Source organism: Blastococcus sp. TF02A-26 (assembly GCF_003319125.1).
GTDB lineage: Bacteria > Actinomycetota > Actinomycetes > Mycobacteriales > Geodermatophilaceae > Trujillonella.
On sequence record NZ_QOHG01000023.1, the window covers coordinates 12826 to 37600 of the forward strand.

Below are 24775 nucleotides of genomic sequence, written 5' to 3' on the forward strand. Positions count from 1 at the left end.
CGCCCCGGACGGGCGGACCACTGCAGAACTACTGGAGAAGCCAGGCCGTGCGCGGGCGGCGCAGCTGTGCCTATGGCCGGATGGCAGCGGGGCGGCGACGGTGCTGATCACCCGCAGGTGCTGTCCCATCTGGGGATCGAGGCGCGCGCAACCCGTTCAGGTAGGTCAGTCGGCCGGCTACGTCAGTCGTGAGCAGCGGTTCGTGGTGAGCCACCCCGTTGCGGAGGTCGTGCAGGCGGCCTACCGGACCATCGACGTGCGCCGCGCGGTCGGTGCCGGCTGGGAATGCGCGATGCAGGGCCGGAACCCACAGCGTCTTCTCATGTGCGGCGGAGCTGCGGTTACGCCCGCCTGACGTACCGTGACCGTGAAAGCCCCGGTGGACCGCTGGCCTCAGGCCATGTCGCCGGGGCTGCGTCTCTCCACGGTTCTCCACTGAGTCCGACGCAGCTGCGGGTGCCGACGACTGCAGGCGGTCCCGAGGCGCGGCATGTCCAGGCGGGATGCCTCTTCGTCTGTCGGCGTCACCGGCGGCGGCACCCCTCACGAGGCGCGGTCGAGGAACTGCCGGCGGGCGCGGTTGATGGTCTCTGCGGTACTCATCGGCAGGTCCATCTCGTCCTCGCCGTCGTGGATCTGCACGATGCGCGCGACGTACGTCTCGGCCTCGGCACGGTTACCCTGGTGGAAGGCCACCCACATCGCATCCAGCAGCACCTGCTCGTCATCCGGCGCCACGAGCAAGGCCGTGGCCGAGGCGGTGCCCGCGGCGGCCAAGTCGCCGTCGGCAAGAGCAGCGGTGACCACCTGGTGAGCGACGTCGCAGACGGCGGCGGTGAGCGTGAGGTCCAGGCCGTCCAGCCACTCGTAACCGACGGGGCGCTGGGCGAACGGCGGGCCGGACACCAGTCGCAGGGCGGCCAGCAAGTCGGGCAGTCCGTCGTCGCCACGGACCGCGGCCCGGGCGCGCAGCTGGCGGAACAGGTCGGCGTCGACCAGCACACCGGTCAACGTGTAGCGACCGCGGTGGCCGGAGCTGAGGTGCTTGGAGCCGGTGGCGGGGTCGGTGCCCAGCCAAGCGCGGGCACCGGCGGTGACCCGGTGGACGTAGGCCCGGGCGCTGACCGGATCGGTCCTGCCGCCGCGGGCCGGTTGCAAAGCGGTGGCCGCCTCGTCAGCGGTGGCGCCGTGCGGACGGGTGGCGAGATAGGCGACCGTCTCCTCGTAGCGGCGGCGCAGCCCGGACCGGGCGACGGCCGCCTCGTCGCCCTGCGCGCGCAGGGTGATGGGTCCGAGCAGGGTCAGCCGCGGCCGGGCACAGTCGGGCGCCCACCAGTCGGCGAGGTCGCGATCGAGTTGGTCGAGGTCGTCCTCGATCCGGCTGCGCAGGCCGGCCGCCACTGAACGCCCGAGTGCCTCCCCACCATCGGTGGTCGCCGACGGCCTCGCGGTCGAGGTCTCGGCCGATCCGGACGTCGTCGAAGCGCCCGCCCTGGGAACGGAACTCGAACGTCGAGCCGGCCGCGGTGAGGGCGCGTGTCCCGATGGCGCGGCAGTGCCCGGACCGGACCCATCGTCGCTCAGCGCGCCGGCGGCGTCGGTGTGCACCTGCCAGGGGCGGTCGCCGTCGGCGACGGGGATCGGAGCGTCCTCGGAGTCGCGTTCGAAGGCCAGCAGCGTGGCGATGTCGCGAGCCTGCTGGACGGTCAGCTGTGGCGCCGGCAACCGCAGCCCCAGTGCAGGGATGAGCAGCGACCCGTCGTCGGTCAGCGTCAGCAGCCACTCGTCGCTGACCTGCCCCGGTTCCGCGCCGAGCACGAATGCGATCGCGGCGCGCCGCTTCCGGGCATGCAGAACTGCGGCGGCCTCGGCCAGTTCACCGACCTGATCCGGCGGATGTGGGACGAGGACGACCTGCGGCATCCAACCGTCCCCGGCTCCGGCCCGCAGCCGCCCGTCCAGCACATCGTCGCCGTCGGACTCGGCGGCTTCCGCCAGGCCGGAGTGCAGGATGGGGTCGGTGGCGCTGTCGACCGGGTGGACCCGCCCGGGGGCCAGGTCGACCAGTTCCTCGCCGAAGCCGACGGGCGTGACGGTGAGCAGGTCCGACCAGCCGTTGACGGCAAGTTCGGCAGCCAGGTGCCGGGCGAGGTCCTCGCGGCGGTCGGCCGGTCCGGTCACGTACACCGCACCGAGGCGTTCCAGGTCCAGGAGCCAGCGACCCGCGGTGTCGGTGCCGATGGTGACCAGAGTCGGGTACGGCGCCAGGCGGGTCCGGGCCACCTGGGGGTCGACGCCGGCGTCCCGGTCGAGCCGCACCGACCACCACAGGCCGGTGTCGTCCGCCGTCCACGGTTCCGGCGGGGGACGGTCGGCCGGGGCGTGCAGCCGCAACTCGAGCCGGCCGCCGTGGAGTCGGGCGGCGACGACATCGGGGAGCTGCCCGCCCGGATCGGCGGAGATCCGGACGGCGAGGCCGCGCAAGGCCAGGTCGAGCGCGGCGTAGTCGGCCGTCCCCGCGTCGGCCGCCGATGCCACGACCGCCTGTGTGGCCGACTGCATCCTCGAGAGTGGGGCGAGCCGTCGGCCGGGACGGCGGCGGCGCAGCCGCTGGCGGCGATGCGCCAGCCACGCCGCGCCCACACCTGCGGCGAGCAGTGCCCCGCTGCCGGCGAGAACGGCCGCCAGCTCCGACGGGCTCTCGTCGGCATCTCCACCGTCGGCGTTGGCGTCGACTGCCGCCTGCTCCGATTGCTCGGGGAGGCTGTCCGGGGTCGGCGAAGGCTCAGCGGGGACGGCTGGCTCGTCCTCGTCCGGCGCCGGCTCGTCGGCCGGGGGCTCGTTCTCGGTCGGCGGCGGAGGATCGGCGGCCGCAGGATCGGCCGGCGGCAGATCGAGGACTTGCCCGGGACGGATCAGGTCGGGGTCGGTGAATTGGCCGCCACCGGGCAGCGGTTCGCCGGCGTTGAGGTCGAAGATCGGCTGCCAGTGCTGCAGATCGTGCTGCTCGGCGATGTCGGTCAAGGTGTCGCCGGGTCGAACCGTCACCTCGCCCGGGGTCGCGCCGGCTTCTGGAAGGCGTGCGTCCGGTGGGAGGACCAGGGTCCAGCCCGGACGGATCAGGCCGGGGTCGGTGAGACGCGCGCCGTCGGGCTGGGGCCGGCCGCGGTTGAGCTCGACGATCTCCTCGAAGCGGGTCCAGTCGCCCAGGTAGCGGGCGGCGATGCGGCCGAGGGTGTCGCGCGGGGCCACCGTGTACGTAGGCCCGGCCGCGGCCGGTCCGGTCGGCCGCGTTTCCGCGGGCGCTGCAGGTGCTGGTGACGGTTCCTCGTGGCCGACCGGCTGTTCGGTGACGATCGGGGGGCCGGCCAGGGCAGGAGCGGCCAGCAGCGGACCGCCGCCGGTACCAAGGACGGCAGCGACGAGCAGGCCGGCCAGCTGCTGCGGCGCCGCCAGGCCGGGCAGTCGTATCGGTGGCAGGCCGCGCAGCTGACTGACGAGCTCGACGGCCACGGAGAGGGCGAAGCAGGCCCACGCGACCCAGCCGATCACCACGAGCAGGCCGAGGAAGAGCGCGCCGGTGTCCGGGCGGCTCAGCGTGCTGGTCACCTGCTCCCAGGAGGACATGTCGTCGGGCAGGTAGGCGCCGCCGAGCCGCCACAGCGCGAGAGGGATGCCGGCGACCGCGGCGGCCAGCAGCACCACGGCGATCAGCCGGCGCGGCGCGTCCAGTGCCCGCGGTGGGATGGTCATGGGCCCGCTTCCCCGTTCTGGCCGTCTCCGGTGGTGGTCAGGTCGGCGGTGCCGGTGCCCTCCACGGTGAGGGTGGAGATGCCGATCAGGCCGAGGAAGGTCGTGGGTTCGGAGATCGTGGTAGTCACCTGCAGGGTGTCGCCGTCGACGATGGTCACCGCGCCCTGCACGTCGTTGCGGTCGAGGTAGTCCTGCGCGGCGGCGACCGCGGCTGCCGGGTCGAGCTGGATCTGTCCGGCCAGGGCCGCGGAGACGTCGAGTGCCTGGCCGCCGGCGCGGGCTGCCTCGTCGGCGATGGCGTTGGCGCGCTGGGTGGCGGCCACCTTGGCGCCGCCGTCGACGGCCAGGCCGATGATGAGCAGCAACCCGGGGACGAGGACGACGAGGAAGATGCTGATGGCGCCACGCTCGGCGTCCGCCTTCTGGCGGCGTCGCTGGAGGGTCATCGTTCGCGGTAGGCGTCGACGGGACTGGTGAAGGACGCCTCGACGGTGACCGCTCCGGGCAGGCCGGGGGCCAGCAGGTCGGCCATGCCGACCACGCAGGTGATCGACACCGTGACGTCGCCGGGCTGGCCGGGCGGAGCCTGGAATCCGGTGGTGTCGATGTCGACGCTGGTGCTCTGGCAGCGCAGATCCTGGGCGGCCAGGGTGCGGTCCGCCTGAGCGTCGGCCAGTGTGGCCGCGGTGACGGCGTCCTGAGCGAGGGAGGCTTCCCGGGCGGCCGCGCGGGCGGCCTCGGCGACGGCGCCCTCGGCGACCTGGGTACGTCCGGCGACGACGGCGAAGGACAGCAGCAACAGCAGCGCCGGTGCCAACAGGGCGAGCTCGACCGACACCGACCCTTGCTCCCTCGTCTGCGCGCTCACGGGGTGGGCCGTTCGACGGGGCCGACGGCGGTCTGGGTGACCGACCAGCCGGCCAACCCGGGGAAGAGGCTGAGCGAGGTGCCGGTGACCGTGACCTCGATGCTGGTCGGCGAGCCGGTCACGGTCACGTCCCGGCCGGTGAGCAGATCCTGGGCGGTCTGGTCGAGGAAGCCTTCGGTCGCCGACTGGGCGCGTGCGGTCGAGGCGGGCTGCACCCGGCCCTCGCGGGCCCCTTCCTGTGCAGCGCCCAGGGCGACCGAGCGGGCGTAGAACCACAGGCCCGCCTGGAGCAGCGTCATCACCAGGAGGAGCACCACTGGAAAGGCGATCGCCAGTTCCACCGAGGCCGCGCCACGCTCTCCGGACAGCCGTCGGCGCAGCACGCCGCCCGACCGCTCGCCACACGCAGGTCTGAGCCGGGACTGCGGGATGCGGCCGCGGAGGCCGACGGGGCGGGCCACGGGCGGGCTACTGGATCTGACCCGAGCGGGAGGTCACGGCGTTGGCGATCACCGCCACGAGCGCGACGGCGATGCCGATCAGGGCCACGGTGATGATCACCTGCTCGACCGACAGCGACCCCCGCTCCGGGTCGTCGCGGAGCTCGCGCAGCCGGTCCCGCAGCTGCGCGCCGACGGCAGTCAGGAGGGTGAGCAGCGAGGTCATCGGGGTTCCTCTCGGGTCGGGTTCACCGGGTCAGGTGGCCATCAGGCGGGCCAGGGCGGGATAGAGGAACAGCAGCAGGAACGCGATGGACAGCAGGGCGACGGGGGCGGTGAGCTTCTCGCTGGCGGTGTTGGCGGCTGCCTCCTCCTCGGCCAGCAGCTGCACCCGCAGCGACTGGGCGCGGGCCCGCAGGGTCGGGGCGATCGACGCGCCCTCGACGGCGGCGACGGCGGCGATGTCGGCGACGTCGGCCAGCTCCCCGACCCCCGTGTCGGCGGCCAGCCGGCGCAGTCCGTCCCAGGGCGGGTCGCCGGCCAGCCGGGCGGCGACCAGCGCGTCGTTGATCCGCCGGAACACCCAGCCCTCGCCCAGTGCTGCGGCCCGCTCCAGAGCGATGGTCGGCCCCTCGCTGGCGTCGCGGCGCAGGCTGACCAGGTCCAGGTAGGAGCACAGCGCCCGGCGCATCTGGCCGCGCGCCTCAGCGGCCTGGTCCCGCGCGACGAGGTCGACGACGAAGAACAGGACGACGGCCAGAGCCAGCGACCCGGCCGTTGGCATCATCACCGGCAGGCGGACGCCGAGGACCCCGAGCACGGCGGTCAACAGCGGCACGAACACCGCGCCGAACGCCGCGAGGCCGAGCTTGCGGGCGGCGTAACCCTCCGGCGTCCAGCCGATCAGCGTGAGCGCGTGGGACGGCGTCCGCAACGCGCCGGCGGGCAACCGGGACGCGGCCCACGTTCCGGCGCGACCGGTGGCCCGCGCCCACCGGTCGCCTCCCCCGGTCATCGAGCCGACGGCGACCGGGGCCGAGCGCCCGTCGAGGCGGGCGAGCGCATCGGCCAACCGCGGCTGCTCGACCACCAACGCGGCGCGCACCAGCAGGAACGCTCCGAGCCCGACGATCGCGCCGAAGGTGATCAGCAGCGCCTGGGAGCCGCTCACCGGACCGGCACCTCATCCGGCTCGAGCTCGGCTGCCGGCCGGCCGCCGCCGGGATCGACCAGGAAGCGCGGCGACGGCGCTGGCACGGTGAGCCGGCGCATCCACAGCAGGCAGGCGACGATCAGCGCACTGATGACGCTCAGGACCAGCTGTCCCAGCCCGGTGCCGTAGGGCGCCAGGTAGTTCCCGTTGAGAGCCGCCAGCCCGGACGCGGCGACGGTGATCAGCAGCAGCCAGCGGGCGTTGGCGCGGGGCTTGGCGCGGTCGGCCTCGACCTTGCGGCGCATCGTGACCTCTTCGGTGAGGCTGCCCGCCAGCTCGGTCAGCACCCGCGCCAGCCCCGGCCCGCGCAGCTCCGCACCGAGCAGCAGGGCGGCGACGACCAGGTCCCCGGCGGCGTCGTCGAGTTCGTCGGCGAAGGCCAGCAGCGCTCGGGACGTCGGCCAGCGCGCCTGCAACCGCGCCGCCAGCGTCGCCACCTCCGCCGCGATCGGCTCGGGCGCGGTGCGGGCCGAGCGGATCAGCGTCTGCTCCAGACCGCCGCCCGCGGCGAGCACGTCGGAGGTGCGGCGCACCCACTCCTGCAGCGCCTCCAGCCGCTCCACTGCGGCGTTGCCGCCGGAGAACTGCGCCAGCAGCCAGGGGACACCGATCACCGCCAGCCCGGCCAGCGCACCGCCGACCGGCCAGCCGGAGACCAGCCACACCACAGCCGCCAGCACGGCTGCGGCCACCCACAGCGCCCGCTGCCGCCGCACCGCCGGCCGGTCGAGCTGCGCCGTCGGCCGGGGCTGGCGACGCCGCGGCCGGGCCGGCGGCTCGGCTGCGGTGAGCGCATGGGCGGCCAGCAGGAGGCCGGCGACCGACAAGGCGCCGCACACGCCGGCCAACAGCCCCGCGCCGCTCATCGCCGTCCCGCAGCGGTGCTCGACCAGTGACCTCGGCCGGACCGGAGCCAGCCGGGGTCGAAGCCGACCCGGACGTAGTCGGCCAGGTCCACGGGATCGTGCTCGGGCACCGCCCGCCCGTCGGCGCCCGGGGCGAAGACGTCGGTGACCGCCGGGCGCCCGCCCTCGCCGATGCCGTTGCACTCGACGACCTGGCTGACGAAGCGCTGCCGCTCACCGCCGATCCACCGCTCATCCACAGTCGCGATGTGCACGACGAGGTCGATCGCCGCAGCACAGGACCGGTAGGCGTGCTCCGGGGTGACGGCGGTGCGTCCGCGCATGCACAGGTTCGCCAGCCGCTCGAACGCGTGGTGCGCCGAGCGGGCGTGCAGCGTGCAGCACGACCCGCCCTCGCCGGCCTCCATCACCTCGATCAGCGGCCACGCCTCTTCGCCGCGCACCTCGCCCAGCCAGACCCGGCTGACGTTCATGACCAGCGCCTGCTCGACCAGCTCGGTCAAGGTCACCTCGCCCAGGCGGCGGCCGTCCGGGCCCCGCTCGCCGGTTCCTTCGCGGGCCTCGAACGGCACCACCCGCGGATGCCGGTCGGGCAGCTCGTGCAGGAGCAGCTCGAAGTGCTTCTCGATGGTGGCGAGGTTCTCCGAGACCGGGAGCTCGTTGGCCAGCGCCCGCAGCAACAAGGTCTTCCCGGCGCCCTGCGCGCCGGTGACGATGATGTTCTTGCGGGCCCGCACTGCCGCCCGGAGGAACTCAGCGAGCGCCCGGTCGACGGCTCCCAGGTCCACCAAATCGTCGAGGTCGACGTTGCGGATGCGGTGCCGGCGGATCACCAGCTGCGGACGGGGCACCGTCTCGATCACCGCGGCCAGCCGGGACCCGTCCGGCAGGCGCATCGTGAGCAGCGGGCTCGCCGTGGTGAGGGCCCGCTCCGCGCGGCCCAGCCGGGCCGCGATGTGCTGCAGCTGGCGGACCAGATCTTCGTCGGAGTCCGCGATCGGGCCGACCCGGACGTCACGTCCGTCGGCGTAGCCGATCCACACGTTGTCGTGCCCGTGCGCCTCGATGTTCTCGACCTGCGGGTCGTCGACGTAGGGCTGCAGCCGGCCGAGACCGAACTGTGCGGCGAACACCGCCTCGGCGATCGCCATCTCGTCGTCCGGAGTCGGCACCGCCTGCCCGGCCCGTAGGCGCTGCCGGACCAGATCGTCGATCCCGTCCTGGGCGAGTGTGCGGGCCAGCTCCTGCTGCGCCGCCGCGCTGAGCGTCGGACGGCGTTTGAGCTCTTCGGCCAAGGCCGTCGCCGTCGCCTCGTGCAGCCGGCGCACCAACGCCCAGTCCACCGTCGCGGTAGACGCTGGGAGTCGTCGTGGCAGGGCCCCCTCGCCGAGCCGGCTGAGGTCAGCGGACACGGCTTCCCCCCTCCGCGATCACCGACGCAGGCACGGGCGCCGGCGGTGGGGCCACCCGGGACTGGTGCGCCGCGGCGGATTCGACCAACCTGCTGGCGATCGTGCGGGCGGCCCGCAGCAGCGCCGACTGGACGAACAGCCGGCCGGCCGGCGCGCCGTCGCTGAGCACCACCGCCGCCTTCTCGTCCCGCGGCAGCGCGCCGACGACGGGAACGCCGAGCGCCTCGCTGATCTCTCGCTCGCCGTACGGCTCCCCCGGCCCGATCACCAGCGCGCCCAGCATGCCCGGACAGGCGTCCCGTTCCCGTAGTTCGGCGATCGCCTGCGTCGCCGAACGCACGGCGCGAAGCGTGGAGCCGGTGGCCAGGACCACTGCGGCGGCCCGATGGACGACCGCGTCCGGAAAGTGCTCGGCGCGCAGTCGCCCGCAGTCGGCGACCACATCGATCGCGCCGTCCTCCACCGCCACCAGCGCAGCCCCCAGGCGATCCCAGTCGACGTGTCGGGCGCTGACGGGGTCGGCCAGGCCAGGCAACAGCCGTGCCCGCCCTTCGGGGTCGAGTCGCAGCAGCTGGCGGTCCAGGTGACGGGCCGGCCCGCCCCGCCGCGCCGCCAGCGCCAGGTCGGCCAGCCCGCCGGCGGACATCTCACCTCGGCCGTATCCCGCCAGCACGTCCCCGCCGGCCGGATCCAACTCGGCCAGGATCACCGGTCGCGGCCAGGACAACGCCAGCGCCAGCGCGCTGGTGGTGACCCCGGGTGCACCCTTCGCCGAACACAGCGCGATCAACACGGCGGCAACCCCGCCCTACTCGCCGGCCACCACGACGATGGCGACCAGTCCCGCAGCGGCGCTGGCAGCGACGTCCGGTCCGTCGGCAGCCGCGACGAGCACGTCGACCACTCGACGGCCGTCGGTGCCGGGTGGTCCGCTCTGGACCACTGTCGCTTGCACCGTGCTCGGGTCTCCCCCTTCGGTCGCAGCTGGAGCGCTGCCGGCGGCCACGGGCACCAGGAGGACGTCGTCGCCCGGGCGCAGCGGTGTCGTCGGCAGCTGCACCGCCGACACCCCGACCCCGACCAGCTGCTGGCCAGGAGCCGGAAGGCGCTGGTCGGTCAGGGCGTCGCGGGTGAGCAGCGAGCCCGGCGCCAGGGTGGTCGCGGCGACCAGGCCGATCACCTGGTCGCGGTCGCCGTACGGAATCGGCTCCAGCGCCGGATCGGCCGAGATGCGCGCCTCCACCAGGTCGGCTGCGGTGAGGGTCTGCCCCCAGGGCACCTCCCGCGCGATCGCGATCACCGGTGTCGTCTGCCCCAGCGATGTCGCCAAGTAAGCGGAGCCCAAGGCCCCGAGGACCACCATGGTCACGGCCAGGGCCAGCAGGGCCGGACGGCGGCGGCGACGCGGTGGCGGCAGCACCGGCGCCCGGGACAGCCCGTTGACCGGCCTGGAGGAGGGCGGTGCGCCGGCCTTCGACGGCTGAGTGACAGTCATGGCGTGCTCCCGTCCTGGTTGAGGACGTGCAACTCGCCGACGTACAGCTCCGCCGACGACGACAGTTCCAGCGTCTCGGTGCCCGACAGCCCGCCGCCGGACCAGGTGACCGTCCACGTGCTGGTCGCGGTGATCGGCCATGCGCCGCCACCGGGCACGTGTCGGCTCGACGCCTCCGCATAGACGTGGCCGCAGTCCGGTGACTCTCCTTCGGCGCCCGGTGAGTAGGGCGTCCCAGGCCCACAGACCACGGTGGTGCCGTCCCCCATGTCCCAGACGATGCGGCTCACCTCGCCCACGGCCGCCACCGTGACTCCACCGGCCGACACCGACTGCCGGGTCGGGCCGACGAACTGCTCCCCGCGCTCGGTCCACATCCACACCGGCAGACCGACGAGGCCACTGCCGGACCCGGGTGGCGGCGCCATCCGGATCTCCGGGGCGCGCATGACGAGCGATGCGATCGCCTGCTCGGCCAGAACGCGCGGGTCCACGGGCGGTCCCGCCGGCGGCGCGGAGCCGTTCGGTACGAACTCGAGGATCGTGGTGAGGCCGGAGCCGTCCACCCGTGGACAGACCTTGGCGTACATCGCTCCGTCAGCCGGGGACTGCCCCTGCCACAGGACACTCGTCGACGGCGGTTGCGGCTGGGCAAGCGTGTAGGTGCACGGGTCTTGGGACGAGGCATCTCCGCCGGCCGGCTGCCCTTCACCGGAATTGCCACCGCTGGCTACGGGGTCCGCGTTCGCGTCCTGGCCAGGAGATGTCGCCTCGACGAGGCAGATGCCGGTCTGCGCATCAGCCTTCGCACAGTGGACAGGTGGGGCTGCCATGGCGCCGTCCAGCCCACCTGTGAGGGCGAGCATCGCGGCTGCCAGCACGACCACGCAGGACATCCTCAGCATGGTTGATCCGTCAGCGGGTCGAGCTGGTTGACCAGCCATGGGGACCCCGGTTCGGCCTCGTAGCGCGTCACGGTGATGTCCCAGACGTACCGCGGCGGAGTCCCCGGTGGCACGACCTCGCCGGTCTCCACGTTCAGCACTCGCGTGCTCTGGCTGTCATAGCAGCCCGTGATCCTCACGGTCGGCCCTTCCGGGGACGCCAGATCCACGGTCGTGACCTCGAGATCGACCACGGTGTCGCCTTCCTGGCGGAGGCCGATCGTCGCGTAATCCCGTACCGCCGTGACGGCGAGCAGGGCAGCGGGGTCGCCGGCGTATCGCCGGATCTCCGGTTCCCAGTCCCTGGCACCTGGGTCCCTCTTGGCCGCGTCGGTCACGCGCAGCATTTCGGTGACGACCGCGGTGGCGGCCTCTGCCGCCTCGTCTTCGGGAGTCGGCGCGCTGCTCGCCACAGGAGGGGTCGTCGATGTCTGCGAAGCCGACGCCGTCGTCGCGCCCGGCGACGAGCCCTCGGGACTGGCCTCACCCTCGGTGCAGCCGGCGAGGGACAGCAGCGCAAGGAGTACGCCAGCCGTCCACCGCCGCCCAGTCATCGCGAGTGCCCTCGCCGGGTGGGCAGGTCGCCCTGGACCACCAGGGAGACCGCTATGTGCCGGGGCAGTTGGCTCAGGAGAACGCAGGAGCACGCCACGCTTGACTTCGACGTGCGGCCCATGGCCACCTCCCGGGGCAACGTGCGCGGGAAATTACCACCGCAGTCGTCCAGGAGAGCAAGCTTCTTCCTCCAGTAATTCTCCTGTTCAGCCGCCGGAGGACGCCAAGGCCGACTGGTCGCTGCGACTACGGCGGACGGCCGCCTCCACGCGAGGGACGTCCACGCCCAGAACGTCGGCGACAGCGCCGATCACCTCGGCCGAGGGAACCGCCCCGGTTCGTCCGTCCTCCAGGCGCACGTAGGTCATGACCGACAGCCCGGGACCAGTCACCTCGTTCGTGGCGCGTCCGGCCGCCAAGCGCAGAGCCGCCAGCGGCGGGTCCTCGGGATCGACGTCGAGCAGGTGCAGGGGGTCGACGCCCACGGCGGCCGCCAACCGCGGTACGTAACGAGGCCGCGGCCGCTCCAGTCCCGTCTCCCATACCCTGATGCGCGATGGGCTCGAAAGCTCCAGTTTTTCGGCCAGTTCTTCTCGAGTAAGACCCATGGCTTCCCGGGCAGCCTGCAGGCGATCGCCTCGAAGCAGCGGCCGCGCCACGGCAGCCTCCATCACCCGATCGGTGGACACCCGTCCGTGGCTCAGGACCCTAGCGCTCACCACGTCCCCCGCTGGCGGAGAACACCCCTCATCGCGCCGGCGCGCCGTGACCGGTCGACTGGCGCGTGCACGCCCGAAACCGAAAACCGGGGCAGCTGTGAGCTGGCGCGGGGCGAGAGCACGTCGGGTTCCTCGGCGGCCTCTTGTGCACTGCAGAATCTCCGCAGGTGCATAGCGGGCCGCGCAGCCGCCTCCGTCCAGAGCCGGAGTCGACCCGCAGGACGGTGGGTTCAGCAACGCCGGCGCCCCCGCGCGGCTGCCAAGGGTGCCCGCGTCATCGCGGCGAAGCACCAAGCCGCGGTCCCAGCGACTGCAGGAAGACCGGAATTGGCTGTCGAGGCTGTGGGGCATGAGACCTGCAGCCCATCCCCGGCCGCGACGTCGTCCATGCCGGCTACGGTGCTGGCCGGCCGCCGGCCGCAGCCTCCCCGGACGGGCGAGTCCCGACTGGCAGGTCGGCACCTGATGCCCGGGACCACGTCGAAGCGGGCCGCGCTCGACGGTCGGCACGATCCGTTGCTGACCGTCGCGCAGGCCGGCGACTACCTGGGAACCGGAGAGCGGTTCATCCGTCGGCTGATCGCTCAACGGCGGATCACGTACGTCAAGCTCGGCAAGTACGTCAGGGTCCAGCGTTCAACCCTCGACGACTTCATCGAGGCCGGACGTGTCGCAGATGAGGGGTAGCCCGACTCGCGGCGCGCGCTGGGTGGGCCGGGCAGCGGGAACCGCGACCGTCCAACGACCTTCCCGTGCCACTGGGTGCCGACCTCGCCGTCGTCCCCGGCGGCCATGCGACCGACCTCGTGCGAGCAGCAAGATCTTGCGGGCCGCGGATGAAAACCATCTCGCTGGCTCCGCAAGCACCTGGTCTCGGCGAAGTCAAGCCCTGTGTGGACGCGGTGGACGGCTATGCCCGGATCGACGCAACCGCCACCGACCGGGTCGGCACCACCGCAACCTGATGTCCGCGGGAAGGAACAGGAGGTCGTCATGGGTCGCAGAGCCTGGGGCACCGTCCGCCGGCTTCCCTCGGGCCGCTACCAGGCTCGATACCCGGATGGCTCGGGCAAGCAGGTCTCGGCGCCGCACACGTTCTCGTCCAAGGCTGACGGCAATCGGTGGCTCGCCAAGGTGCAGACCGAGTTGGACTCGGGGCGCTGGATCGATCCGAAGGCGGGCCAGGAGACACTCGAGGTATACGCCGAACGGTGGGTCGACACCCGACTCGTCCGTGGCCGACCGCTGGCACCCCGCACTGCGGAGCTCTACCGGGCACAACTCAAGAACCACATCGCGCCTGCCCTAGGATCGACGCCGCTGCGCCAGCTGGAGGCGTCCGCCGTCCGGTCCTGGTACGGCAAAATCAGCGGCCCCAGCGGGCCGGGCCAGGTCACGGCAGCGAAGTGCTACCGGCTGCTGCGTGCCATCTGCACCACGGCCGTCGACGACAACCTCATCGCTCGAAACCCGTGTTCCATCCGTGGGGCGGGGCAGGAACGATCCAGCGAGCGACCGATGTTCACCCTCACTCAGGTCCAGGCACTCGTCGATGCCGTCGAGGATCGCTGGCGAGCGCTGATCCTCCTGGCCGCCTGGACGGGCCTGCGCATCGGTGAACTGTCGGCGCTGCGCCGGGAACACCTCGACCTCGACGCAGGCACCGTGAGCGTGAGGAGCTCGGTCGTCGACGTGATCGGGCAGGAACGTTCCTACGGACCGCCGAAGTCGGCCGCCGGCCGCCGAACGGTGGCCATCCCGCCGCACATCATCGACGACCTGGAGCACCACCTCGCGACGTATGCCCAGCCCGGCGCACAAGGGCTGGTCTTCGTAGGACCCAAGGGCGGGCCGATCCGACGCAACAACTTTTCGGCACGCGTATGGGCTCCAGCAGCCGAGACGGCCGGACTCCCGCCCGGCTCTCACCTACACGACCTGCGCGGCTGGGGCGCCACCATCGCCGCCCGGCATGGCGCTACCACGAAGGAACTGATGCACCGGCTCGGGCACGCCTCGCCCGCCACGGCGCTGCGATACCAACGCGCCGAGCAAGAAAGAGATGCCGCTCTCGCGGCCGCCATGAGCGCGGCAGTGAGGCAAGCGGACGGTGCCGCCTCGACCTGATCAGACACGGGTCAACGCCGCCCACGCGGTGGGCCGGTACCTGCGGGGCAAGGACCACCGCGACATGTCCGTGGGCCCGGGTTCTCGGCCGCTGGCCGCACTCGCCGCGTCGCTGCCCACCGGCGTGCGCCGCGGCGGCTTCTCGGCGATGGGCGCGCTGCAGGGCATCCCGCTGGACCAGGCCCGGCGGACCAGCGCCGACGACTGTCGGGCTGGCGCCGTCACATGTCCGCGGGGTCGGCCTCAGTTCGGGCAGACCTGGCCGGCAACAGCTGAAGACTCGCTGCCGCCGAGTTGCAGCGCGGCACGCTGGACGGTGGGAGACGCTCCCAGCAGGAGGAACTGCCGGTGGTGCCGGCCGGCGCGGCGGTAGGCGACGGCCAGGGCACGCAAGCCGTGGTGGTCGCTCACCGTCGCCCGGGTGACGTCGACGGTCCACTGCGCACAGCTGGTCACCAGGAGCGCGGAGACGGCGTCATGGAGCAGGTGCGCGGTCGCGTGGTCGAGTCGCCCGACCAGCTCGACCCGGCCGGTGACCAGGTCCAGATGGGCGAAGAGTTCCGGGACGTCGTCGGGACGCGCCTCGGCCGGGAACATGGACCGCAGGGCCACCACGATCACCTCGGCGGACGAGCATGGTCGCCGGCGACAGAGGGAGGAACCCGGCGCCCGCAGCACTGCGGGAGTGGCCGCGTTTTCGACCCGTCTCGACGCTAGCCCGCCCTACGCCGATCAGCCACCCGGCCGCAGCCGATGTCGACGCGACGACGCGCCGTGCGGGCTGGTGCACGTCGGCACCCGGAGCAGCGCAGTCAGCATTAGCGAATCGCTGGCTGGGAGGCCTGCCCTTGACATCGCCGGGCCGAGGACGGACACCGGGCGTGGACGCGGGGCTACCGTCTGCCTCCATGAGAGCGCGAGGAAGAACGCCTGCTCGGTGACGGACTCCCTGAGCTCGCTGCTGCGCGCGTCGCATCTGCTTGCACCGGACGACCTGGCCGCCACCGCAGCCGCCGAGGCCCGGCGGATGGGAGTCCGGGACACAGTCCTCTACCTGGCCGACTACGAGCAGGCCACGCTGCTCCCGCTGCCCGGCGCCGGGGTGCCGGAGCGCCAGGAGCTGCCGATCGAGGGCACGATGGCCGGGCGCGCCTTCCGGCGGGTGGAGATGGTCAACAGCACGGCCACCCAGGGCAGCCACCGGCTGTGGGTGCCCCTGCTGGACGGGGTGGAGCGGCTGGGCGTCGCCGAGCTGGAACTGCCGGCTCCGCCGAGTCCGGACCTGGAGCATGACCTGCGGGTGTTCGTCACCCTGGTCGCCGAGCTCATCGTGGTCAACGACGCCTACAGCGACGTCTTCTCCCGGCTGCGCCGGCGCAAGACCCTGTCCCTGGCCGCGGAGATGCAGTGGGAGCTGCTGCCGCCGCTGAGCTTCGGCACCGAGCGGCTCGTCATCACCGGCGGCCTGGAGCCGGCCTACGACATCGGCGGGGACTCCTTCGACTACGCCGTGAACGGGAGCACGGCCGATCTGCTGGTCATCGACGCGGTCGGGCACGGCCTGCCGGCAACGGTGCTGGCCAGCGTCGCGGTTGGCGCCTACCGGCACGCCCGCCGCAATGCACTGGACCTGCCCGACATCGCCGCCGAGATCAACACCGCCATCGCGGGGCAGTTCACCGGCAGCCAATTCGCCACCGCCGTGCTCGCTCGCCTCGACATCGACACCGGCCGGCTGCGGTGGGTCAACGCCGGGCATCCCGCACCCCTCATCGTGCGCGGCACCTCGCTGGTGCAGCCGCCGCACTGCCCGCCCAGCCGACCGCTGGGGCTGCAGGAGACCAAACCGACCTGCTGCGAGACCCGCCTTGAACCCGGGGACCGGGTGCTGCTGTACACCGACGGCGTCATCGAGGCCCGCTCCCCGGACGGGGAGTTCTTCGGCGAGCAGCGGCTGGCCGACTTCATCTCCGCCGCCGTGGCCGCCGGCGACTCCGCCCCGGAGACCGTCCGGCGGCTGATGCGCCACATCCTCACCCATCAGGCCGACCAACTCCAGGACGACGCCAGCATCGTGGTCCTGGAGTGGCTGACCGGCGATGAAGCACAGCTGCAGCTGGAGCGCTGAACCTTGCAGCCGAGACCCACTAAATGTCCTACGACCGGCCGTCGAGCACGGCGCGGCTGGGCTCCCCGCGCGACTGCGCCCGGTGAGTCTGGTCCGCGGCCGCCCATCATCGGGGACGCCTGCGACCGGCCGTCCTTGAGCGGAGGTCCGGCATCCACATCGGACCGTCCTGTCCTGACGGGCGCCTCGCGCGTAGGGTCAGCGATACGCCTGGTGCTCGGATCTACGTCCGCCCGGCCGAGCGCCGCCGGTTGAGGAAATTCTGGCCGAGTTGCCTTCGACCAGCCGAGCACACGCACCTTCCGTCGTCGAGACCTCCTCGCCGTCGGCCGACCAGATGGGCCCGGCACCGATGAGCGCAGACCAGCACGCCGAACGCCCACCCCTCGACCCACGCGACGCATTCGCGCAGTTGGGTGGACTCTCCTTCGACAACACGTCGATGGACGCGATGCTGCAACGGGTTGCGGAACTGGCCAAAGAGGTCATCCCCGGCGTCGCGGAGGCCTCAGTCAGCCTCATCGCCGCCGACAAGGCCACGACAGCCGCCTACACCGGCAAACTCGCCCTCGAGCTCGACGAGACCCAGTACGGCCGCGGCTACGGCCCGTGCCTGGAGGCGGCCGTCGGCGAGGAGATCCGGGAGATCACCGACGCCCGCGAGGAGACGCGCTGGCCCGACTACACCCGGATCTGCGTCGAACGCGGATCGCTGAGCTCCATCTCGGTGCCCGTGCCGGTGCGCGAAGGCATCCATAGCGGCCTCAACCTCTATGCGGTCGAGGCCCACGCCTTCGACGACGACGCCAAAGGTGTGGCCCGAACGTTCGCCTCCTACGCCGCCGTCGCGATCCACAACATGCACCTCTACGAGAGCGCCCGCGAGCTGGCCGAACACCTCGACATCGCGATGCGCACCCGGGCCGTCATCGAACAGGCCAAAGGCATCCTGATGAGCCAACGACGCTGCGACGCGACGGAGGCGTTCGACCTCCTCGCCGCCGCCTCACAGCGGTCCAACCGCAAGCTGCGCGACATCGCGCAGGGAATCGTCGACGGTGTCGCCGGTCAGGATCGGCACCAGAACTGAACGACACCCGTCGGGACGCCGAGCGCTGCGGCATCACCGGCGGATGATGATGCTGACCGGGACGCCGCCGTTCCTCGACGGCCAGCTCACCCGCCCCGGCTCGACCACCAGCTGCTCCACCGCGACGGGACCGCCACCGTTCCCAATCCGACGTCCGTGTGGTGAGGCGGCGCGACCGCCCGCGAGAGCCCGGTTGACCGGGGGCCACCGCCGAACGGCGGCGGTCGTGCTCACCTGCGCCGCGGCCTGCAAGGCGTGCGGCGACGAGTGTGCTCGTCACGAAGACATGCCCGAGCGCCCTCGCATTTGCGCCGACGCCTGCCGCCGTTGCGAGCAGGCCTGCCGAGATTCCGTCACCGCCCTCGGCTGACACGACCCCTGGGGGCCCGGCCGCGGTCCGCCGCGTCCGGGTCCTGAGGACCTCTCCGGCGCGCAGGTCGGTCCCTCCCGGAGTTCCTCCGTCCGCCTGGGTCTCCGGTACCGGAGGGCTCATCGCAGGCGGACCGGGCCCGCGTCGATCGAAGTCCGGAACAGGACGTATGGCTTGCGCCGCTCGTCCCGGCCGCCGCGGTACTTGTCCTGCCGGTACAGCTGGTTGGCCGTGACGTAGAGGAAGCCATCGGCGGCCACGCTCATGGTGTCCGGCCACAGCAGCCGCGAATCATGGACGACGGTCTCCCAGGTGCCGTCGGGCAGCCGACGGTGAATCGCGTTGTGCTCGCCGTCGGTGACGTAGAGCCGGCCGGCGTCGTCGGTCTCCAGGCCGTCGCTGACGCACCCCTTGTCGCCCTCGTCCCGCACGGTGGCGGCGACATCGTCGTCGTCCGTGGACCGGTCGACCAACGCATCGACCGACACGCTGTACCAGCGCCGGCCCGCCATCGGGCAGTAGAAGAGCCGCTCGCCGTCGGCGGAGATCGCGATGCCGTCGGCACCCATGCAGATCGGCGACGTCGTCCCGTCCTCGGCGCGCTCGATGAACTCCTGGCCCTCGACGACCATCCGCAGGTCCGGCGGGGTCACCGCCTTGGTGCTCGGGTGCTCGTGCAGCCGCCGCCAGGACTGCCCCGTCGCCAGGTCGACGACGATGATCCCGTTCGGCCCCTGGTCGGAGGAGTCGGTGATGAACGCCATCCCCGCCTCGCCCCGGCGCAGGTCGAAGCGGACGTCGTTGAGGTAGGTCGTCGGCAGTGCGACCTCGGTCGGGAAAAGGATCGTCTGCACGACCTGATCGGTGGCCAGGTCGATGCAGACCAGCTTCGGTCCGCCGTGCTCGGTGGGCTGGAACATCGGGCTGCCGGTGTCGAGCACCCACAGCCGGTCGGCGGGGTCGACGACGACGCTCTGCACCGACACGAACCTCTCGGGGTCGGCGTCGGACCGGTTGTCGTTGAGTTCCTGGTCCGGAAAGGCAGCAGCTTCCTGGCCCTCACGGATCTCCCCGACCGTGAAGCCGACGTCATCGCCCCATTTCGGGTAGCAGACGAACACCCGGCCGGTGTGGGAGACGGTCACGCCGGTGGGCATCGCGCCGGAGAACAGGTGCACGACCTCCAGCCCGCCGAGCGTTTCGTCCGCCGCGGGCTGCTGGGCCGTGCTCACCGGGCCGCCATTGCGGTGCCGAAGGCGCGCGTGAAGTGCTGCGCCGCCTCGCGCTGGGCCTGGTCGGCCTCGTCCAGGACGGCCGCGGCGCCGAAGAACTCGTGCATCACGCCGGCGTAGAACCGGTGCGTCGTCGGCACCCCCGCCGCCTCCAGCTTGCGGGCGAACTCCTGCCCCTGGCTGCGTAGCACGTCCCGCTCGTCGGTGATCACCAGCGTCGGCGGCATCTGCGCCAGCTGCTCCGACGACCAGCCGAGCAGGTCCACGCGCGGGTCCTTCGCGCCCTCCGGGACGCCTTGGAACGCGTGCATCGCCATCCACGACAGCAGCGGCCGGTTGAGGGGGCGGCCGTCGGCGGCGTCGTCCATCGACTCGCCGAACTGCTCGCCCGTGGTCAGCGGGTAGACGCAGACCACCGCCGATGGCAGCGGCTCCCCCGCCTCGGCGAGCTGCAGGACGGTCGCCGGGGCCATGTTCCCGCCCACGGACTCGCCGCCGATGCCGATACGGGTGGGGTCGCCGCCGAGCTCCGCAGCGTGCGCGACGGTCCACAGATAGGCCGTTAGGACGTCGTCGTGGGACGCCGGGAACACCGCCTCCGGTGCCCGCCGGTAGTCGGGACTGACCACGATCGCGCCGGTCTTGTTCGCCAGACCGCGACACGAGGCGTCGTAGGTGTCGATGTCGAACAGCACCCAGCCGCCCCCGTGGATCCACACGATGACCGGAAGTGGGCCGGCCGGCGCCTGTGCCGGCGTGTACACCCGCACCCTCATCTCACCCTCGGCGCCGTCGGGGATCATCCGGTCCTCGACCGAACCGACCGGCTCGGGGCCGGAGATGCCGCGGTCGGCCATGACCTTCTTCACCGCGTCGTCCGGGCCGGGCTGCTTCCGGGCCTGGGCGGGCTCCAGGATCTCGAACGGCAGCGGGCCCAGCGAGGAGTGCGCGTCGACGATCGCCTGCGCCTGCGGCGTCAGCAGGCCCGACGGGTCGGTCGCCATCTCCTTCTGCTTGCCCGAGAGCAAGTCGCGCACGGAGTCCAGCGGCTTGGCCAGCAGACCGGCGACGCGCTCGGCGAGGCCCTCGCTCGGCGCGTGCGGATGCGGCCGGGTGGGCGCCTGCCGCTTGGCGGCGAGGAACTGTCCGCCGAGCTCGGCCATCCGCTCGGGGCCGGCCTTCTGACGGAACTCCGGCAGCTCCTCGTCCTCCTCGTCGTGCACGTGGTGGCGTACGACCTCCATGAGCTTCGTGAGCGCCTGCTCGAATTCGGCCTCGCCGGGCTCGGTCCGGCCGAGGACGACGAGCAGTTCCTTGATCTGCTGGTGTTCGTGCTCGGCGTCGTCGTGCTCGTCGGTCATGCCGACCTCGGGCCAGATCGGGTAGAGCACCGTCTCCTCGGCAAAGGCGTGCAACGCCAGCTCCAGCGAGATCTGGTCCACGAGCACCCGACGGTTGCCGCGGCCGGCCTCCAGGTGCTGGAACTGCCGCTCGACGACCGCGTGGTCGTCGGCGATCAGGTGGTCGATGTCGCCGGGCTGGGTCGGGTAGGACAGCGCCACAGAAGAGCTCCTCGCGGTGGATGTGAGGGCGGTCGGCACACGCCTGGTCTCAGCCGCCGTCCCGTCGTGACGAGCGATCCGTCGTGCGCCACCTACCCGCCGTATCCGCAGCTACACCGCCGGGTCGATGCGTGTCACAACCACTACGGGGTACGGCCTGAGCCATGACCGTCGAGGTGGCACCCGGAACCGTGGCCGTCTACACCGACGTGATCTGCGCGTGGTCCACCGTGGCCCTGCACCGCTTCTACACGGCCCGGTCACGCCTCGGCCTGGACGACGCCGTGCACGTCGACCACCGGCTCTTCCTCCTCGAGGACGTCAACTCCTTCGCCATCCCCATGCGCATGCTGAACGCCGAGCTCCCCGTCGTCGGTCAGCTCGAGCCCGAACTCGGCATCACCCCGTGGCAGGGACAGCCCTCGGACTGGCCGGTGACCGTGCTCCTGACCAACGAGGCCGTGCATGCCGCGAAGGCGCAGTCGCCGGCCGCCGCCGAGCAGCTGGACATGGCTCTACGGCTGGCCTTCTTCCGCGACAGCCGCTGCATCTCGATGCTGCACGAGGTCGTGGACGTCGCCCGCGGCTGCGACGCCGTGGACGCCGACGCGATCGCCGCCGCCCTGGACGACGGCCGCGCCCGCGGGCCGATGATGGCCGACTATCGGACACACGCCGGCGAGGTGCAGGGCAGCCCGCACTTCTTCCTCGCCGACGGCTCCGACGTGCACAACCCCGGCACCGAGCAACACTCCTCCGACGCCCGCTACCCGGTGGTCGACGCCGACGACCCGTCGGCCTACGAGGACCTGGTGCGGCGCGCCGCCGGGGCATCGCGGTGAGCGACCGGCTGGTCGCGGACCTGGTCGTCGAGCGGCTGCGCGCGTGGGGCGTCCCGCGCGTGTTCGGCTACTCCGGCGACGGGATCAACGCGGTCATGGGCGCGCTGCGCCGGGCCGGCGGCGACCCGGCGTTCGTCCAGGCGCGGCACGAGGAGGCGGCCGCATTCATGGCGGTCGGGCACGCGAAGTACACCGGCGGCGTGGGCGTCGTCCTCTCCACCCAGGGGCCGGGTGCCGTCCACCTGCTCAACGGGCTCTACGACGCCAAGCTCGACGGCGTGCCCGTGGTCGCGGTCATGGGTCAGCAGCAGCGCACCGTGCTGGGCGCCGAGTACCAGCAGGAGATCGACCTGCTGTCGCTGGTGAAGGACGTCGCCGCGCAGTTCGCCCAGACCGTGACGGCGCCCGAGCAGGCGGCCATGGTGCTCGACCGGGCGTTCCGCACCGCGCTGGAGACCCGCTCCCCCACCGTCGTCGTCCTGCCGCACGACGTGCAGCAACAGCCGGCTCCCGAGCCGGAGCAGGAGCACGGGGTGGTCATCACCGCGCCCACGTGGCGGCGGGGCCGGCACCTGCCGGCCGACGAGGATCTGCGTGCCGCCGCCGACGTGCTCAACGCCGGGCAGCGGGTGGCGCTGCTGGTCGGGCAGGGCGCCCGCGGCGCGCAGGAGGAGGTGGTCGCCGTGGCCGACCGGCTCGGCGCCGGGATCGCCACCAGCCTGCTCGGCAAACCGTACGTGGACGAGACGCTGCCGGCCGCCGCCGGCGTGATGGGCCACCTCGGGACGACGGCCAGCGCTGTCCTGCTCGGCGGCTGCGACACCCTGCTGCTGGTCGGCACCAACGACCCGTGGACCGAGTTCTACCCCGCGCCCGGTCAGGCGCGGGCGGTGCAGATCGACGTCGACGGCCGCCACCTCGGCGACCGCTACCCGGTCGAGGTCGGGCTGCCCGGCGACGCCGCGGAGACCCTGCGCGCGCTGCTGCCCCTCCTGGCCGACCGGGGCGGGTCCCCGTGGCAGGCCGAGGTGGAGGGCGCCGTCCGGTCCTGGCACGACCTGTCCGCCGAGCGCGCGCGGACGCCGGCGACCCCGGTCAACCCCGAGGCCGTGCTCGCCGAGCTGAGCCCGCGGCTGCCGGCGGACGCGCAGGTCGCCGTCGACGTCGGGTCGGTGACCTACTGGTACGCCCGCCAGCTCCGGCTGCCCCGGGGCGTGCCCGCGCACCTGTCCAGCACGCTGGCCTCGATGGGCTGCGCGGTGCCCTACGCGCTCGCGGCCAAGCTCGCCGCGCCGGACCGCCCGGTCGTGGCTCTCTCCGGTGACGGCGCGATGCAGATGCTGGGCAACGCCGAGCTCGTCACGGTCGCCCACCGCTGGCGGCAGTGGGCCGACCCGCGGTTCGTCGTCTGCGTGCTGGCCAACCGCGACCTCGCCGAGGTGTCCTGGGAGCAGCGGGAGATGGAGGGCGACCCCCGATTCGACGACAGCCAGACGCTGCCCGACTTCCCCTACGCCGGCTACGCCGACCTGCTCGGGCTCACCGGTATCCGGGTCGACGACCCGGCCGGGCTCGGCTCAGCGTGGGACCAGGCCCTGGCCGCCGACCGACCCGTCGTCCTCGAGGTCCGCACCGACCCGGACGTCCCGCTGCTCCCGCCCTTCCCCGCAGGCGAGCAGAAGCTCAGCTCCTTCCGCGCCGGACTGGCGCAGGAGGGCCCGTCCGGCGAGCACGCCCGGCAACTGCTCGACACCTACGCCGAACACGAGGCACGCAGTACCCAAAGCTGAGGCCCATCCCCCATTCGCCGACACCGGCTCGACGCCGGGGTGAGCGCGACGGACCGACCGTCGGTGGATTCGGCCGTAGGGGCGAGCGGTTCTGCAGGCTGCACGGGCGACCGTCGGAACGACGTCGCGAGGCCCGCGGTGATCAGGAACGGCCCGGCCCATGTGTGGGTCACTGGTGACCAACCGCTCCTCCGGGCCATGGGCGACGTTCGGATCGGCTCGTCGGAGACCGTCGGTCGACTGCTATCCCGAGTGGCGGCAGCGTCCTCGCTCGGCTCGACTGTCCGTGTCGGTGCCTACCTCGATCCGATCAGGATCGACGAGGCGCCGGGAGGGCCCCGGTGCCGGCACCACGTCAGCCCCAGGAGGACGTCATGACCAGCGGCGACAGCGAGACCGGCGACGTCACCGGCACCAAGGACAAGGACTACAACCTCATCTGGTTCACCGAGGCCTGCCTGAGCAACGCCCTGCGCCTGGAGACCGACATCCAGGACGCCGAGCGGGACGGCGACAACGAACTCGCTGACCTCTTCCGCCGGGCACAGGGCGAGAGCCGCAAGGGCGCCGAGCAGGGCAAGCAGATGCTCGCCAGCCGGATCCGAGGCTGAGCTACGCCCGGACGATGGGCGGGAACCCATCCTCCTGCCCCGTGCCCCACACGAACACCAGGCGGTGACGGGCGGCGGCCCGTAGCGGCTCGAGACCCGCGAGGAGATCCGGTGTCCTCGCGGCCGCGACGACCTCGGCGTGGCCGGACAGCGGCGCACCGGGCGTCGGCGACCCTGTGGCGTGGTGGATGCCGACGGCGTAGGCGACCATCACCGGGCGGCGGGGGCCCCGGCGTCCCGCGTTGGGCGAGCCCCGGCCCACCACCCCCTGGTCAGCAACGGGGCACTGCACGCAGGCAAGCGCCGTCACTGGGCCAGCCGGGGCAGCAGCCACCGGTTCAGCCAGTCGATGGTCCGGTCCATGACCTGCTCGAGCGCCGCGGGCTCGACGAACAGGGAGGTCGCGCCAGGGACGACGGCGATCTCGTGCTCGGTCGTGAGGCGGGCTCCGGCGTCGCGGTTGAACTCGACCACCGGCTGGTCGGCACCGCCGACGACGAGGAGCGTGGGGTTCGGACCCGGGCCAGGGCGTCATCGGCGAGGTCGGGTCGGCGGCCGCAGGAGACGAGGGCGGAGATGCGGTCGGGGCGGTCGGCGGCGGTGATGAGCGCGGCGGCCGCGCCGGTGCTCGCCCCGAAAACGGCGAGCGGCAGCCTCCTGATCCCGTCGGCGTCGTCGAGCCAGTCGGCCGCGTCGGTCAGCCGCCCGGCCAGGAACGGGACGTCGAAGCGGAGTGCGCGGGCGTCCGCGCCGATCTG

At 72.7% G+C, this 24775-nt stretch carries 25 protein-coding genes; 8 read left to right on the top strand and 17 right to left on the bottom strand.

Annotated features, from left to right (window positions below; translation table 11 throughout):
• Positions 1–543: 543 nt before the first annotated feature.
• From DQ240_RS20305 to DQ240_RS20365, 13 genes are all read right to left on the bottom strand, one after another.
• Positions 544–3753, bottom strand: a complete 3210-nt coding sequence (locus tag DQ240_RS20305; RefSeq protein ID WP_113841529.1) for a LysM domain-containing protein — start codon at positions 3751–3753, stop codon at positions 544–546.
• The gene (locus DQ240_RS20310) at positions 3750–4199 is read right to left on the bottom strand and encodes a pilus assembly protein TadG-related protein (RefSeq protein WP_113841530.1); all 450 of its coding nucleotides are present in this window, start codon (positions 4197–4199) and stop codon (positions 3750–3752) included. Before DQ240_RS20310 ends, DQ240_RS20305 begins: the two co-directional genes overlap by 4 nt.
• Positions 4196–4591, bottom strand: coding sequence for a TadE/TadG family type IV pilus assembly protein (locus tag DQ240_RS20315; protein WP_233498856.1), 396 nt, complete (start codon positions 4589–4591; stop codon positions 4196–4198). Before DQ240_RS20315 ends, DQ240_RS20310 begins: the two co-directional genes overlap by 4 nt.
• A gap of 26 nt (positions 4592–4617) precedes the next feature.
• On the bottom strand, positions 4618–5082 hold the full coding sequence (locus tag DQ240_RS20320; protein ID WP_233498857.1) for a TadE/TadG family type IV pilus assembly protein: 465 nt from the start codon (positions 5080–5082) through the stop codon (positions 4618–4620).
• A gap of 7 nt (positions 5083–5089) precedes the next feature.
• Complete coding sequence (locus DQ240_RS20325; protein ID WP_113841532.1) at positions 5090–5287, bottom strand: hypothetical protein; 198 nt, start codon at positions 5285–5287, stop codon at positions 5090–5092.
• A gap of 30 nt (positions 5288–5317) precedes the next feature.
• Positions 5318–6232 carry a type II secretion system F family protein gene (locus tag DQ240_RS20330; RefSeq protein WP_113841533.1) on the bottom strand — a complete coding sequence of 305 codons (915 nt, stop codon included), beginning with the start codon at positions 6230–6232 and terminating at the stop codon, positions 5318–5320.
• Positions 6229–7140 carry a type II secretion system F family protein gene (locus tag DQ240_RS20335; RefSeq protein WP_113841534.1) on the bottom strand — a complete coding sequence of 304 codons (912 nt, stop codon included), beginning with the start codon at positions 7138–7140 and terminating at the stop codon, positions 6229–6231. Before DQ240_RS20335 ends, DQ240_RS20330 begins: the two co-directional genes overlap by 4 nt.
• Positions 7137–8483: a CpaF family protein gene (locus DQ240_RS20340; RefSeq protein ID WP_233498858.1), complete on the bottom strand. Its 1347-nt coding sequence runs from the start codon at positions 8481–8483 to the stop codon at positions 7137–7139. Before DQ240_RS20340 ends, DQ240_RS20335 begins: the two co-directional genes overlap by 4 nt.
• A gap of 58 nt (positions 8484–8541) precedes the next feature.
• Positions 8542–9345 carry a hypothetical protein gene (locus tag DQ240_RS20345; protein ID WP_113841536.1) on the bottom strand — a complete coding sequence of 268 codons (804 nt, stop codon included), beginning with the start codon at positions 9343–9345 and terminating at the stop codon, positions 8542–8544.
• 15 nt (positions 9346–9360) lie between these two features.
• Positions 9361–10047 carry an SAF domain-containing protein gene (locus DQ240_RS20350; protein WP_113841537.1) on the bottom strand — a complete coding sequence of 229 codons (687 nt, stop codon included), beginning with the start codon at positions 10045–10047 and terminating at the stop codon, positions 9361–9363.
• Positions 10044–10943 (bottom strand): ATP/GTP-binding protein, encoded by a 900-nt coding sequence (locus tag DQ240_RS20355; RefSeq protein WP_369832024.1) that lies wholly within the window; start codon positions 10941–10943, stop codon positions 10044–10046. Before DQ240_RS20355 ends, DQ240_RS20350 begins: the two co-directional genes overlap by 4 nt.
• Positions 10944–10945: 2 nt before the next feature.
• A complete protein-coding gene (locus DQ240_RS20360) occupies positions 10946–11404 on the bottom strand; it encodes a hypothetical protein (RefSeq protein WP_233498859.1) in 459 nt (152 codons plus the stop codon).
• 348 nt (positions 11405–11752) lie between these two features.
• Positions 11753–12205 carry a helix-turn-helix domain-containing protein gene (locus DQ240_RS20365; RefSeq protein ID WP_113841580.1) on the bottom strand — a complete coding sequence of 151 codons (453 nt, stop codon included), beginning with the start codon at positions 12203–12205 and terminating at the stop codon, positions 11753–11755.
• A 525-nt stretch (positions 12206–12730) separates the two neighbouring features.
• On the opposite strand from DQ240_RS20365, the gene DQ240_RS20370 reads away from it, so the two are divergent.
• The 3 genes from DQ240_RS20370 (at position 12731) to xerC (ending at position 14392) form a co-directional block, all read left to right on the top strand.
• Positions 12731–12952 carry a helix-turn-helix domain-containing protein gene (locus DQ240_RS20370; RefSeq protein WP_113841539.1) on the top strand — a complete coding sequence of 74 codons (222 nt, stop codon included), beginning with the start codon at positions 12731–12733 and terminating at the stop codon, positions 12950–12952.
• Between the two features lie 65 nt (positions 12953–13017).
• A complete protein-coding gene (locus DQ240_RS23155) occupies positions 13018–13230 on the top strand; it encodes a hypothetical protein (RefSeq protein ID WP_147262048.1) in 213 nt (70 codons plus the stop codon).
• Between the two features lie 28 nt (positions 13231–13258).
• Complete coding sequence (gene xerC / locus DQ240_RS20375) at positions 13259–14392, top strand: tyrosine recombinase XerC (protein WP_113841540.1); 1134 nt, start codon at positions 13259–13261, stop codon at positions 14390–14392.
• Positions 14393–14635: 243 nt separating this feature from the next.
• Here the strand turns inward: xerC and DQ240_RS20380 are convergent, their stop codons facing one another.
• On the bottom strand, positions 14636–15004 hold the full coding sequence (locus tag DQ240_RS20380) for an STAS domain-containing protein (RefSeq protein ID WP_147262049.1): 369 nt from the start codon (positions 15002–15004) through the stop codon (positions 14636–14638).
• 325 nt (positions 15005–15329) lie between these two features.
• Here DQ240_RS20380 and DQ240_RS20385 point away from each other — a divergent pair, with 325 nt between their 5' ends.
• Both DQ240_RS20385 and DQ240_RS20390 read left to right on the top strand, forming a co-directional pair.
• On the top strand, positions 15330–16520 hold the full coding sequence (locus DQ240_RS20385; protein ID WP_233498860.1) for a PP2C family protein-serine/threonine phosphatase: 1191 nt from the start codon (positions 15330–15332) through the stop codon (positions 16518–16520).
• 352 nt (positions 16521–16872) lie between these two features.
• Positions 16873–17610 (top strand): GAF and ANTAR domain-containing protein, encoded by a 738-nt coding sequence (locus tag DQ240_RS20390; RefSeq protein ID WP_113841543.1) that lies wholly within the window; start codon positions 16873–16875, stop codon positions 17608–17610.
• Positions 17611–18099: 489 nt separating this feature from the next.
• On the opposite strand, the gene DQ240_RS20400 is transcribed toward DQ240_RS20390, so the two are convergent.
• Both DQ240_RS20400 and DQ240_RS20405 read right to left on the bottom strand, forming a co-directional pair.
• A complete protein-coding gene (locus tag DQ240_RS20400; RefSeq protein ID WP_233498861.1) occupies positions 18100–19212 on the bottom strand; it encodes a major royal jelly family protein in 1113 nt (370 codons plus the stop codon).
• Positions 19209–20774, bottom strand: a complete 1566-nt coding sequence (locus DQ240_RS20405) for an alpha/beta hydrolase fold domain-containing protein (RefSeq protein ID WP_113841544.1) — start codon at positions 20772–20774, stop codon at positions 19209–19211. Before DQ240_RS20405 ends, DQ240_RS20400 begins: the two co-directional genes overlap by 4 nt.
• Before the next feature lie 164 nt (positions 20775–20938).
• On the opposite strand from DQ240_RS20405, the gene DQ240_RS20410 reads away from it, so the two are divergent.
• The 3 genes from DQ240_RS20410 (at position 20939) to DQ240_RS20420 (ending at position 24017) form a co-directional block, all read left to right on the top strand.
• The gene (locus tag DQ240_RS20410; RefSeq protein WP_113841545.1) at positions 20939–21616 is read left to right on the top strand and encodes a DsbA family protein; all 678 of its coding nucleotides are present in this window, start codon (positions 20939–20941) and stop codon (positions 21614–21616) included.
• Entirely contained in the window at positions 21613–23406 is a 1794-nt protein-coding gene (locus DQ240_RS20415) for a thiamine pyrophosphate-requiring protein (protein ID WP_113841546.1), read from the top strand. Before DQ240_RS20410 ends, DQ240_RS20415 begins: the two co-directional genes overlap by 4 nt.
• Before the next feature lie 374 nt (positions 23407–23780).
• Positions 23781–24017: a hypothetical protein gene (locus DQ240_RS20420; RefSeq protein ID WP_113841547.1), complete on the top strand. Its 237-nt coding sequence runs from the start codon at positions 23781–23783 to the stop codon at positions 24015–24017.
• Between the two features lie 306 nt (positions 24018–24323).
• On the opposite strand, the gene DQ240_RS23745 is transcribed toward DQ240_RS20420, so the two are convergent.
• Positions 24324–24491: a hypothetical protein gene (locus DQ240_RS23745; protein WP_199589430.1), complete on the bottom strand. Its 168-nt coding sequence runs from the start codon at positions 24489–24491 to the stop codon at positions 24324–24326.
• Positions 24492–24775 lie beyond the last annotated feature (284 nt).

Coding starts and splice junctions, on each gene's coding strand:
- DQ240_RS20355 (WP_369832024.1), bottom strand. CDS start 10,943: ATGTCCTGCGTGGTCGTGCTGGCAGCCGCGATGCTCGCCCTCACAGGT.
- DQ240_RS20420 (WP_113841547.1), top strand. CDS start 23,781: ATGACCAGCGGCGACAGCGAGACCGGCGACGTCACCGGCACCAAGGAC.
- DQ240_RS20390 (WP_113841543.1), top strand. CDS start 16,873: ATGAGCGCAGACCAGCACGCCGAACGCCCACCCCTCGACCCACGCGAC.
- xerC (WP_113841540.1), top strand. CDS start 13,259: ATGGGTCGCAGAGCCTGGGGCACCGTCCGCCGGCTTCCCTCGGGCCGC.
- DQ240_RS20325 (WP_113841532.1), bottom strand. CDS start 5,287: ATGACCTCGCTGCTCACCCTCCTGACTGCCGTCGGCGCGCAGCTGCGG.
- DQ240_RS20370 (WP_113841539.1), top strand. CDS start 12,731: ATGCCCGGGACCACGTCGAAGCGGGCCGCGCTCGACGGTCGGCACGAT.
- DQ240_RS20335 (WP_113841534.1), bottom strand. CDS start 7,140: ATGAGCGGCGCGGGGCTGTTGGCCGGCGTGTGCGGCGCCTTGTCGGTC.
- DQ240_RS20310 (WP_113841530.1), bottom strand. CDS start 4,199: ATGACCCTCCAGCGACGCCGCCAGAAGGCGGACGCCGAGCGTGGCGCC.
- DQ240_RS20350 (WP_113841537.1), bottom strand. CDS start 10,047: ATGACTGTCACTCAGCCGTCGAAGGCCGGCGCACCGCCCTCCTCCAGG.
- DQ240_RS20410 (WP_113841545.1), top strand. CDS start 20,939: ATGACCGTCGAGGTGGCACCCGGAACCGTGGCCGTCTACACCGACGTG.
- DQ240_RS20305 (WP_113841529.1), bottom strand. CDS start 3,753: ATGACCATCCCACCGCGGGCACTGGACGCGCCGCGCCGGCTGATCGCC.